6 protein-coding genes are annotated in these 12,024 nt (G+C 42.2%); 2 read left to right on the top strand and 4 right to left on the bottom strand.

What is annotated here, in order from left to right; genetic code table 11:
- Positions 1-26 precede the first annotated feature (26 nt).
- From V7L01_RS09920 to V7L01_RS09910, 3 genes are all read right to left on the bottom strand, one after another.
- The gene (locus tag V7L01_RS09920) at positions 27-1,529 is read right to left on the bottom strand and encodes an HlyD family efflux transporter periplasmic adaptor subunit (protein ID WP_335034231.1); all 1,503 of its coding nucleotides are present in this window, start codon (positions 1,527-1,529) and stop codon (positions 27-29) included.
- A 163-nt stretch (positions 1,530-1,692) separates the two neighbouring features.
- Complete coding sequence (locus V7L01_RS09915) at positions 1,693-3,891, bottom strand: peptidase domain-containing ABC transporter (protein WP_335034228.1); 2,199 nt, start codon at positions 3,889-3,891, stop codon at positions 1,693-1,695.
- A 253-nt stretch (positions 3,892-4,144) separates the two neighbouring features.
- On the bottom strand, positions 4,145-4,504 hold the full coding sequence (locus V7L01_RS09910; protein ID WP_335034226.1) for a hypothetical protein: 360 nt from the start codon (positions 4,502-4,504) through the stop codon (positions 4,145-4,147).
- A 648-nt stretch (positions 4,505-5,152) separates the two neighbouring features.
- Here V7L01_RS09910 and V7L01_RS09905 point away from each other — a divergent pair.
- Both V7L01_RS09905 and V7L01_RS09900 read left to right on the top strand, forming a co-directional pair.
- Positions 5,153-8,554 (top strand): two-partner secretion domain-containing protein, encoded by a 3,402-nt coding sequence (locus V7L01_RS09905; protein ID WP_335034223.1) that lies wholly within the window; start codon positions 5,153-5,155, stop codon positions 8,552-8,554.
- On the top strand, positions 8,520-11,144 hold the full coding sequence (locus tag V7L01_RS09900) for a CHAT domain-containing protein (protein ID WP_335034221.1): 2,625 nt from the start codon (positions 8,520-8,522) through the stop codon (positions 11,142-11,144). The genes V7L01_RS09905 and V7L01_RS09900 overlap by 35 nt, the downstream gene beginning before the upstream one ends.
- 39 nt (positions 11,145-11,183) lie before the next feature.
- Here the strand turns inward: V7L01_RS09900 and V7L01_RS09895 are convergent, their stop codons facing one another.
- Positions 11,184-12,023, bottom strand: a complete 840-nt coding sequence (locus V7L01_RS09895; protein ID WP_335034220.1) for a DUF928 domain-containing protein — start codon at positions 12,021-12,023, stop codon at positions 11,184-11,186.
- Position 12,024: the final 1 nt, after the last annotated feature.

Genomic DNA, 12,024 nt, shown 5'->3' with positions numbered 1-12,024 from the left:
TAACGTCAATTTGGCGATTGACGATCTCAAAAATCCGTCATTAATTTTGCTTTGCGGAGCACAAATTGCAGTACAGTTTCTTCGCGGGTAATAATATCAACTCTGCCATCCATACCCAATTGAATTTGACATTTCTTTGTACTGCGACCTAAAGCAAGTTTCTCTGGTTCAATTGTGACTTCGTAAAAAGCACCTACAGCAGTTGCTTTTGGGGTAGAGTTCGTATCAGCATCAGCATCGTTTTTTTGTGACCTAACAGCATCCGGGGAAATCGCTTTGACAACGCCATTGAGAGTACCGTAATCAGGATAAGGACAAGCACTAACTCGCATTTGCACTTTTTGACCGATTTTTATCTTACCTTTTTCCTCAGAACCGACAGCTGCTTTGATAACTAAAGGTGCATGACTAGGAACAATTTGGACAACTTCTTCCCCAGCCCGGAGAGTTTGACCGGGGTTTCTCAAATTGAGCTTGGAAATAATCCCGTCTGCTGTAGCGGTAATAGTAGTTTGCTTTAGGTCAATTTCAGCTTGCTTGAATTCGCTAGTATCGCGCTCTAATTGTTTTTCCGTTTCAATTTTCTGTTTGAGAAGAACTTGAAGTTCTCTTTCTAAGGATGCTTTATTCACTTCCCCAGAGGCTTTTTCTTGAGCAATGCGTTCAGTCGCCATTGCTACCTCTGCATTGCTGGGATTGAGAGCTGCTTGAGCGCGATCGCGTTTAGCAATAGCCCCTAAAACAGCTTGTTTTAGCCGTTCATTTGTTTTTTCTTGGGCCTTATAAGTAGCTTTTTGCGCTTGTACAGCTTGTTCCTGCTGTTTCACAGCCAGCTGTACTTCTTCTAGTTGATCGCGGGATAATGCTCCTTGTTTAGCGGCACTTTCATATCGGTTCTGTTTTGATCTCGCTGCTCCTAAAGCTGCCTCAGTTGCATGGAGATTAGCTAATGCTGATTGTAACTGTGCTTGCCCTGCATATAATTCTTCTTGAGCCATTTTGACATTGGCTGATGCTTCTTGAAGTTCAGTGATACTGGTAGTTTTTTTGTCTTGATGATCGCGATCGCGTCCTTGTAATTCAGCTTTAGCAGAGGCGATAGTCCGATTGGTGCGATCACTTTCAGCTCGAATTTGACTATCTATTGCATTTATTTGCGGAACAGTTTGAATTAGTTGTAACCTAGCTTGTTGAATATTGGTTTGCAGCTGGTTTTTTTTGGTTTGCAGTCGAGAATCATCAATAGTGGCAATTTTATCTCCTTTTTGCAGTGTTTGATTTTCTTTGACATAAATCTGCATTACCTGTCCTTCTGTCGCCGCCTGTACAATTGGCAATTCACCCGCAGGACGCACAACCGCTTGCCCAATCACCGTAACTTTATATTTAACAACCGCAGCCACAGGAACAGCTAACGCCAAGGCAAACACGATAAATAGTCCGCCAAATGTAGTCCAACGACTAATTGGTGGGAGAAACTCATTGTCTTGAACTAAGGGTAAAAAATTTGTTTGAGACTTACTAATCATAAGTTATATAGCAATCCTAAATGAGTCGTGAAAAATATAGATAAGGAAACGAACCGCCAAGAACGCCAAGGACGCAAAGATAAGAAAGGAAAAAGAGATATATAATTTTTACAAATGATTTAGGATTGCTATAAATATCTCTAAAATGTCTAATAAACATTAACTAATTCCGAAAAAGTAAAGAAGATTTCAATCCATTACCATTATTAGAAGAATACATTTCATCAAGAAAGCTTAAATGCTCTCCTGGGATATGACGTAATTCTTCTGGAGTCCCTTGAATTTTTAAGCGCCCATCTTCAAGCAATACAATCCAATCAGCCCGTTTAATAACTTGAGGACGATGGCTAATCATAATTGTAGTTTTACCTTGACGGTGATTAAGTAATCTATCCAAAACTTGGGTTTCACTTACTGGGTCAAGAGCGCCTGTAGATTCATCTAGAATTAATACAGGTGGGTCAATCACAATTGCTCTAGCTATAGCTAATCTCTGTCTTTGTCCGCCAGAAATATTTGCACCAAACTCGCCTAAAACAGTTTGATATTTATCGGGTAATTTGCTAATAAATTCATCTGCACCAGCAATTTGGCAAGCAAGGACTATCTCTTCAAAACTAATGTTGGGATAACTGAAGCGAAAATTGTCAACAATCGAACGACTCCAAAAATGAGGTTCTTGAGGAACTAATACGACTTGCTGCCGCAAACATTCTAAAGATAAATCTTGCTGGTTGTATATGCCATAACGAATGTTACCAGATTTGATTTGATATAAACCAGTAATTAATTTACCAAGGGAGCTTTTGCCACAGCCAGATTGACCGATTAAGGCTATTACTTGACCACCAGGGATAGTTAAAGAAAAATTTTCTAACAGGTCAGTTCTACCAGGATGGTGAAAGTTAACTTGAGAACAACTAATATCTGCATTGCCAGGAATTTCTGCCCAAGGTTTTTTAAAGTCATTTTCATCTTCTGGGGTAGAATCTATCACTTCTGTCAAGCGTTGAACGACAATTTGAGCAGTGATAAATTCATCAATTAGCCCGACTGCTGACTCTAAAAAGCCAAGAAAGCTACCACTCATACCACTGTACGCCAGCAGTTGACCAATGGATAATGTCTGATTAATCACCAAGCTAGAACCTAACCAGAGTATGCTAATACTCGTCAATTTGGAAAGAATACTAGTGACTGTACCGCTGTAAAGCTCCAACTTCATCGTAGTCCAGTCTAAGTTAGCAAGGCGACCAAAATTTGTCTGATATTCTTGCCAAGCTTGCTCTGTAGCTTGGGTGGTTTTGAGGACTTGAACACCGCGAAAGGTTTCGACTAAAAAGCCTTGATTTTCCGTACCTTTAACGATCAGGCTGCGGGTTTTTTGGCGCAAGGCGGGAAGAAAAAGCAGGTTGACAAAAGTGACGATCGCAAAGGCGGCGAGGGAAGCGAGAGTCAGTTGCCAACTATAGAAGAGCATGAAACCCAAGGAAACCAGAGCCACAAAAAATTGACTGGGTAAACCAAGGACAATTTCGGAAACTAGATTATTGATGGTATGAACATCTGCAATCCGGCTAACGACTTCCCCACTGCGCCGTGCTTCAAAATATGATAGGGGTAAGCGCAACAGTTTTCGGCCGTATTCTAGAATTAGCCCGTATTGCAACCGTTGAGCAAAATGACCAATCAGGTGAGATTGTACCAAACCAATGGCACTTTGAATTAGGTTCATGGCAATGACGCCAATTGCCACTGTTGTTAGCAGTTGGGTATCTCCCCGCACTAGCACGTCATCGGTGAGGAGTTGCATCATTAAAGGGGAAGCCAGGGACAACAGCCCGATGGCGAAGTTGATAGCGATCGCCTGAACCAAAAGATTGCGGTATGGCAAGACGCGGGCAATAAAGCGCCCAAAGCCGCCAATTTTATCTTCCCCTTGCTCATAGAAGCGGCTATCATCTGGCATCAGCAGCAGCATCACACCATCACTCCAACCCGCGATTAGCTCCTGGGAGGTGAGGTACAAGATGCCGAAGGCAGGGTCAGAGATAACATATTTTTTCCCCTTTTTCCCGTACAATACTACCCAGTGGTAGCCTTTCCAGTGAACGATCGCTGGTAAAGGGACTTCATTTAATTTCTCAAGCAGTTCTGGGGTAGCTTGAACTTGACGGGCATTGAATCCCAGAGTTTCTGCTCCCCGCCTTAAACCTAATAGTGTAGTTCCTCGCGTTCCCGTGCCCACTGCTTCTCGCACGCGATTGAGGGCAAAGGTGCGTCCATAGTATTTGGCGATCGTGGCTAGGCTTGCTGCACCACAATCTTCTTCACTGTGTTGCAATATACTGTAGTATTTCATTGTTTAAAAAATTAGTAACAGCCGCAGTTAACAAGGGGTGGACGAGTCCGTTTTCTACCTAATAACTGTTAACACCCGTTTACGTTTATTTATGCTATTTTGATATGAATGAAAAAGTAGGAGCGAAAACGACCTCGCCCCTACGAACTGGGAGAGAAGAATGTTACTCAGCTAAAAGCTTATGTGAGAGCATTCTTTTCTCTTTTAGGTTTTGAAGGATTCGAGTACACGGTATGAAATAGACCAGAGCTGATTATCCAAGTTTGACAGACGCGATGTTGTTGTTAAAAGGGCCGGTGAAGTTACCTTTTGTACCTGCTTTCAGACGCCTTGATGCACCTGTGAAATTCTCACCAGTGTAGACAATCCAATCTCTTCTACCCGTCACCTCGTACCAAGTTGCTTTATTGTTAAAGCTGCCTAAACTGCGTCGTGCGTTTATGATATTATTTTGCCGCGCTCCTTCACCATTCTTCTTGTCGGAAAGGTCTAAGGCACCACCACTAATAGTGGCAGCGGCTTCATGGGAAAGGTCTTGCACAGCTTCGATGCTGTAGAAATCTTTGATTTGCTTGTTGTTCATATCTACTCCGTAGTTATTGATGTTAGACATTGTTTTTCCCCTGAGTTTTAGATTGGGGTTTGAACTGAAGGTAAGCTTGTTTTCTTCCTTATGATTTTTAATTGGTAGCAGTGAGATAAGTTTATTCACGGCTGGGAATCAGAAGTTTTTTAGCTTTACCTTCTGATTGTTAATTGGTAGCAGTGAGATAAGTTTATTCACGGCTGGGAATCAGAGGTTTTAGCTTTACCTTCTGATTGTTAATTGGTAGCAGTGAGATAAGTTTATTCACTAGGGCAAACGCACGTAATTTGTGAAACCCTTGTTGCATAAGGATATTGATAAAAAAATCGCTTCAATTATCAAACGCTCAAACCCCTGCTCTGGTTTATTCACTTGATTCAACAGTGCCAATTTGCTAATATCCTCTGTTATGCATAAGTTCATTGTCCTGACACTTACAGGACTAGCCCTTTCAAGGTGACTCGTTAAATATCTTGTTTTTCTTTAGCGCTCTCTGTGCCTCTGTAGTTTATAAGTAATTTATTTAACTATATAGACGCAGAAAACACCGAGTAAAGAGCTTAAAAAGTAATTTCTTGACTAAAGTTTTTAGCTACCTTGAAAGAGCTAGTCCTAACACTTTCTACTCAAGATTGAGGCTGACAACCTAAATTTCCTTTTCTATAAGAGAGTGCAATGTCTTTTAAAACTGCGCCAAACTGGTTACAAGGTCTACTAGGAGTTGCCATTGTCAGTGCAGTTACCTTATATGCAAATATCTCAGTTGCCCAAATCACCCCAGACGGCACTCTGCCAAATAATTCCAATGTGAAATTAGAAGGTAATACCAGCATTATTGAGGGTGGAACCATAAGAGGGGATAATCTGTTCCACAGCTTTGGGGAGTTCTCTGTTCTTAATGGCAGTACTGCTTTGTTCAATAATTCACTGGATATTCAGAACATCCTGACACGAGTAACAGGTAAGTCAATTTCTAATATAGATGGCTTAATTCGTGCTAACGGTAAAGCCAACTTATTCCTGCTCAATCCTAACGGGATTATTTTTGGTAAAAATGCCAGTTTGAATATCGGCGGTTCCTTTGTCGCCACAACAGCCAATGCCATTGGGTTTGGCAATTTGGGATTTTTCAGCGCCTCAAATCCAGAAGCACCTTCACCCTTGTTGACAGTAAATCCAAATACCTTACTATTCAATCAAATTGCGGCTTCCCTGATTCAAAATAGTTCAACTGCGCCAGCACCAGAAGATCCAGCTGGTTTTAAAGTATCTGGTTTAAGTGTTAAAGATGGAAAGAGTTTGCTGCTAGTAGGTGGCAATGTCAACATGGATGGTGGAAAACTGAATGCTTATGGTGGTCGAGTTGAATTGGGAGGATTGACATCAAGCGGAACTGTAGCACTTGGGATAGATGATGACAACTTTCGCTTAGGCTTTCCTACTGAAAGTGCGCGAGCGGATGTTTCTTTAGCTAATGGATCTAGCGTAGATGTAAAAGCTGCTGGTGGTGGGAGTATTGCAGTTAACGCCCGGAATTTAGAGATGAAGGGAGGGAGTTTCCTGCAAGCAGAGATAGACAGTGGTAATGGTTCTGATAATAAGGCTGGAAATATTACGGTTAATGCAACTGGAGCAATAAATCTTAACAATGCAGCTATTATTAATCTGGTGCGATCACAAGCAAATGGACAGGGAGGCGATGTCAATATCAGTGCTAGCACGTTACAAGTTGAGGCTGGAGCACAGATAAGTACTATTACATCTGGTGTGGGTAAGGCAGGAAATTTGAGCGTTGATGCCCAAGATGTCCAACTGATTGGTGGAAGCGCTGATGGTCAATCTGCCAGTAGCTTGTTTGCTGGTACACAGCCAAACTCAACAGGGGACGCAGGTAATTTAACGATTAAAACTAATACTTTGCTAGTGCGAGATGGGGCACAGGTAAGTACTATTACATCTGGTGCGGGTAAGGGAGGAAATTTGAGCATTGATGCCCAAGATGTGCGACTGATTGGTAGAAGCGCCGATGGTAAGTATCCCGGTGGCTTGTTTGCTGGCGCACAGTTAAACTCAACAGGGGATGCGGGTACTTTGACGATTAAAACTAACACCTTGCTAGTGCGAGATGGGGCACAGGTAAGTACTATTACATCTGGTGCGGGTAAGGGAGGAAATTTGAGCATTGATGCCCAAGATGTGCAACTGATTCGTACAAGCGCCGATGGTAAGTATCCCGGTGGCTTGTCTGCTGGCGCACAGCCAAACTCAACAGGGAACGCAGGTAATTTAACGATTAAAACTAATACCTTGCTAGTGCGAGATGGGGCACAGGTAAGTACTATTACATCTGGTGCGGGTAAGGGAGGAAATTTGAGCGTTATTGCTCAAGACGTGCAACTGATTGGTACAAGCGCCGATGGTAAGTATCCCAGTGGCTTGAGTGCTGGCGCACAGCCAAACTTAACAGGGGACGCGGGTGATGTGACGATTAAAACTAATACCTTGCTACTGCAAGATGGAGCACAGATAAATACTGCTACATTTGGTGCAGGTAAGGGAGGAAATTTGAGCATTGATGCCCAAGATGTCCAACTGATTGGTAGAAGTGCTAATAATCGGCTTCCCAGTGCCTTGGGTACTTCTGCACAGCGAAACTCATTAGGGGATGCGGGTGATCTTACGGTCAGAACTAATACCTTGCTACTGCGAGATGGGGCAGAGGTAAGTACGGCTACATCTGGTGCGGGTAAGGGAGGAAATTTGAGCGTTGATGCCCAAGATGTGCAACTGATTGGTACAAGCGCTGATGGTCAATTTGCCAGTCGCTTGTTTACTGGCGCACAGCGAAACTCATTAGGGGATGCGGGTAATTTGACGATCAAAACTAATACCTTACTAGTGCGAGATGAGGCAGAGGTGAGTGTTTCTACAGATGGTGCGGGCAAGGGGGGAGATTTGACGATCAAAACTAATACCTTGCTAGTACGAGATGGAGGACAGATCAATGCTGCTACTTTCGGTCTAGGCAAGGGGGGTAGTTTGACTGTTGATGCCCAAGATGTGCAACTGATTGGTACAAGCGCTGATGGTAGTTTTCCTAGTGCCTTGGGTGCTTCTGCACAGCGAAACTCAACAGGAGATGCGGGTGATTTAACAATTAAAACCAATACTTTGCTAGTGCGAGATAGGGCAGGAGTAACCGTGCAAAGTCTTGGAACAGGAACCGCAGGCAAGATGACATTAAATGCTCGCTCTATCCGTTTAAACAACAATGCTATACTCACCGCCAATACACAAAGCCCCCTTGTTGACCCGAATAGGAAGCAAGCGACAATTAACATTAACTCACAAGATTTGATTATAAGTCGCAATAGTATCATCAGAACCAACGCCACAGGAGCAAACGTTATTGGCGGCAACATCAATATTGATGCTGATGTCTTGGCTGCCTTTCAAAATAGCGACATCACTGCCAAATCTACTGATTTTCGTGGCGGAAATGTCAAAATTAATACTAAGGGTATCTTTGGTCTTCAGTTTCAAGATATCGCTTCCCCAAACACAAGCGACATCACAGCCACCGGAGCAACTCGCGAGTTGAGCGGTAATGTGCGAATCACTACACCTGATATAGACCCCACTCGCGGCTTAGTCGAACTCCCAATTAATCTAGTTGATGCTTCTAGGCAAATTTCTAATGCCTGCACGCCTGGAACTCGGCAATTCCAAAACACATTTGTCGCAACAGGACGTGGCGGACTACCCATGAGTCCCACTGAACCATTACAAGATTCAAGTACTGTGTCTGGGTGGGTGAGATTAAGACCAAAATCAGAAAACTTGGCAAACACAACGCCTGTGCCAAAATCAACAGCAGTTTCAACTACTCCCATTGCTACTACAACTCCAATTGTGGAAGCTTCTGGCTGGGTAATCGATGGCAATGGAAACATAAAACTAGTAGCACAAGTTCCTCAACTCAACCCCCACAGCCCTTGGCAAACATCTGCTTCCTGTCCTGTATCTCAGGGAGGTGTGAAATATGGCAAAATCTCAGCTGCCAAAGCGAGTAATTAGATTTGCGGTAACTCCCATACTCCTATTTACCCTTGCTGTTTTCCTGACTATTATCCCTAGTACATTTGCTAAACAAATCCAGACAAATTCACCAAACGGGTTTCACATCCAAACCAATAAGCCCCCAGCCACAACACCACAGCCACTTCTTGAACAAGGAGAAGCACTTTATCAAGCTGGACGCTTTACTGAAGCCGTAATTATTTTACAACAAGCTGTCCGTACCTCTCAACGAGAAGGCAATAACCTCGCACAAGCCGCAGCGCTAACTAACCTCTCTCTTGTATACCAGCAACTCGGCTCGTGGAAAGAAGCTTATTCAACTATTGACAGTAGCTTAAATTTACTTGGCTGGGATGAGATAAATCAAAAGTTAAATGTCAACAATCCCAAATCTGAATTGTTAGAAATTCTCGCACCAACTTTAAATATTCAGGGCGAATTGCAACTATCACAGGGACAAACTGATGCATCTGTGAAAACATCACAAGAAGCAGAGCAAATCTGGAAGAAATTAGGTGACAATGCCGGAATAACGCGCAGCCAGATTAACCAAGCACAAGCCCTACGAGTTGCTGGTTTTTACCGCCGTAGCTTAGATATATTGAATGAAGTATCCCAACAATTAATTTCCCAACCTGACTCACTTGTAAAAGTAACAGCTTTGCGATCGCTTGGCAATGTCTTACAACAATTAGGCGAACTTGAGTCATCCCAGAAAAACTTACAACAAAGCTTAGAAATCGCTCAACGTCTGCAACTGCCTCTAGAAATTAGTTTGACGGAATTTAGCCTCGGTAATACTGCTAGGTCGTTAAGTAATATTAAATCTGCGATCGCTCATTATGAAAATGCTGCCAAAATTGCACCAAACCCTCTGGCCAAAGTTCAAGCCCTGATTAATCAGCTGAGTTTGCTGGTCGAAAACGAACGCATCACTGAAGCAAAGTCATTAATATCCATAATCCAAGCTCAATTCGCTAATCTGCCTACCAATCAAGCTGGTATTTATGCAAGGATAAATTTTGCTCAGACTTTGGCCACAATTGGTAATAAAAAAGATATTGCAGAGATTCTGGCAACTAGCGTTAACCAAGCCAAAATAATCGGCGATGAACGTGCCCAATCTTATGCACTGGGCAGCTTGGGAGAAGTTTACGAGCAGAACCAACAATTGCAAGAAGCAAAGGATTTGACGCAGCAAGCGTTGTTTATGGCTCAGAAAATTGATGCCTCAGATATAGCTTATCGCTTTGAGTGGCAGTTAGGACGCTTGCTCAAAGCACAGGGAAATATCCCAGCCGCCATATCTGCTTATGATGCTGCTGTAACAACTCTTCAGTCTCTTCGCAGCGATTTAGTTGGAGTTAATCGAGAGGTACAGTTCAATTTTCGCGATCGCATAGAACCTCTTTATCGGCAGTCTGTAGAGTTGATTTTACAAGAGAAAGGACAACGAAAACCAGATTTAGATAAGGCACGACAGCGAATGGAAGCCTTGCAACTTGCAGAACTCGACAATTTTTTTCGAGAAGCTTGCTTGAGTAACCAATTTGTGGTTTTGGACAAAGTAGTAGACAGCGACAACCCGAATACTGCTATTTTCTACCCGATTATTCTAGATAACTATTTAGAACTTATTATCAAACTTCCCAAGCAACCGTTGATTCATAAAACTTCTAGAGTCAACCGTCAGCAAGTAGAGCAAGTCATTACAAAAATACGAGAAACAATAGTCGAACCCGATGCTAATCAGAAATTTAAAGCAGTTTCTCAACAACTTTATAACTGGTTAATTAAACCAGTTGAAACAGACCTTAAAAATAGTAAAGTTAATACTCTAGTCTTTATTCCAGATGGGTTGCTGCGAAATATCCCGATGTCTGCATTATATGATGGCAGAGAGTATTTAGTCCAAAAATACTCTGTAGTTATTAGCCCCGGACTGCAACTATTTACTCCCAAACCTCTAGGACAGAAAAAATTAAATGCCCTGGCTGGAGGACTATCACAACCACCCAAAAATGAAAAGTTTGCAGCGCTTCCCAACGTTAAGGTTGAACTGGAATTAATTCAGGAATCAGGCGTATCGACAACTACATTATTGGATAAAAATTTTACCAGTACGACTTTAGCAAAAACTATCAACGCTCAACCTTTTAAAGTTGTTCACTTGGCAACTCACGGGCAATTTAGCTCTAAAGCAAAAGACACTTTTATCTTAGCAGCTGATGGACGCATCAATGTGAGTGAATTAGATAGTTTGCTCAAAAGTAGAGAGCAAAACCTAACAGAACCAGTTGAATTACTTGTTTTGAGTGCTTGCGAAACAGCAGCAGGAGATAACCGAGCTGCCTTGGGATTAGCAGGAGTTGCTTTGCGTGCTGGTGCGCGGAGTACTTTAGCCTCCCTATGGCAAATTGGCGATAACTCTACAGCTTTATTTATTGAGGAATTTTATCGCCAGTTAGTGAGTGGTAAAACTACGGCAGAAGCTTTACGCTTTGCTCAATTAAAATTACTTGAAGCTCCTGAATATAACCGTCCGATGTACTGGGCACCCTATGTTATAGTTGGTAATTGGTTGTAAAAATCTAAGCTTATAAATATTTTATCGGATATAAACTTATTAGCGGGTTGGTAATTTGATTAGGGGCATCGTAGCAATATTATCTAAATTGATTGATTGCAATAAACTTTGCCAATCTTTTTCAAGATATGCATCATTAGAATTAGAAATGCGTATTTGGGCTAGCATATTTAAAGCGTCAAACCAAATTCCTTTTTCAGCAAAAATTATAATCTTTTGTCGAGGCTCATTTGCGGCTTCTAATTGTTGCATAACACGCTCATCTAAATTGATTCTTTTAATGTCCCCTTCTACATATACAGGAATGCTTGCTGTCTCTTGGTTACAACGTACTTTTAAATACCAGCGATATGTCTTATCTACTTGTAATGAAGCATTAATAGGGAGAGAAATACCAATGATACTTGGCTTTGAAGGTAGGGCGATCGCATTTCTATAAACATCATTTTCGGCGCTATCCTGTAAGCTAAATTCAGCGCTTGAGTTAGACAAATCCTTAGTGTAGGGCATATAAAACCAAAACGTAGGTCGTTCAGAAGTAGTTAGTCCCTCTACAACCCCGATAATTGATTTGTTTGTTTCTCCAGCAACCTTTTGTTCCTCTTGAAATGGGACTAAGGCAGTAAGCGGGGTTGAAACCGCAGGGCAATTATCTCGACTACCCATTCCTGCTCTACGCCCAGATACAGGACTTAACCGAGCGGGTGCTTTTGGCAAAATAAAAACTGGTCGAGAGGCAGGCTCTTGACGTGAAGCAGGTGTTTGAACTGGTTGTGGAGGCTGTTTATTAGTGACTGGTTGTTTCGTTTGATGTGTTACTTGTGCTGGATATTGGGTAGTGCTGCTCAATATCAAAGCAGTTGTTAAGATCCATTTCATT

This window comes from Nostoc sp. (genome assembly GCF_036917095.1).
In the GTDB taxonomy this organism is placed as follows: Bacteria; Cyanobacteriota; Cyanobacteriia; order Cyanobacteriales; family Nostocaceae; genus Nostoc.
The sequence above is the reverse complement of the archived record's forward strand: the minus strand, read 5'-3'. Positions and strand labels throughout refer to the sequence as shown.

Coding starts and splice junctions, on each gene's coding strand:
- V7L01_RS09915 (WP_335034228.1), bottom strand. CDS start 3,891: ATGAAATACTACAGTATATTGCAACACAGTGAAGAAGATTGTGGTGCA.
- V7L01_RS09910 (WP_335034226.1), bottom strand. CDS start 4,504: ATGTCTAACATCAATAACTACGGAGTAGATATGAACAACAAGCAAATC.
- V7L01_RS09900 (WP_335034221.1), top strand. CDS start 8,520: ATGGCAAAATCTCAGCTGCCAAAGCGAGTAATTAGATTTGCGGTAACT.
- V7L01_RS09905 (WP_335034223.1), top strand. CDS start 5,153: ATGTCTTTTAAAACTGCGCCAAACTGGTTACAAGGTCTACTAGGAGTT.
- V7L01_RS09920 (WP_335034231.1), bottom strand. CDS start 1,529: ATGATTAGTAAGTCTCAAACAAATTTTTTACCCTTAGTTCAAGACAAT.
- V7L01_RS09895 (WP_335034220.1), bottom strand. CDS start 12,023: ATGAAATGGATCTTAACAACTGCTTTGATATTGAGCAGCACTACCCAA.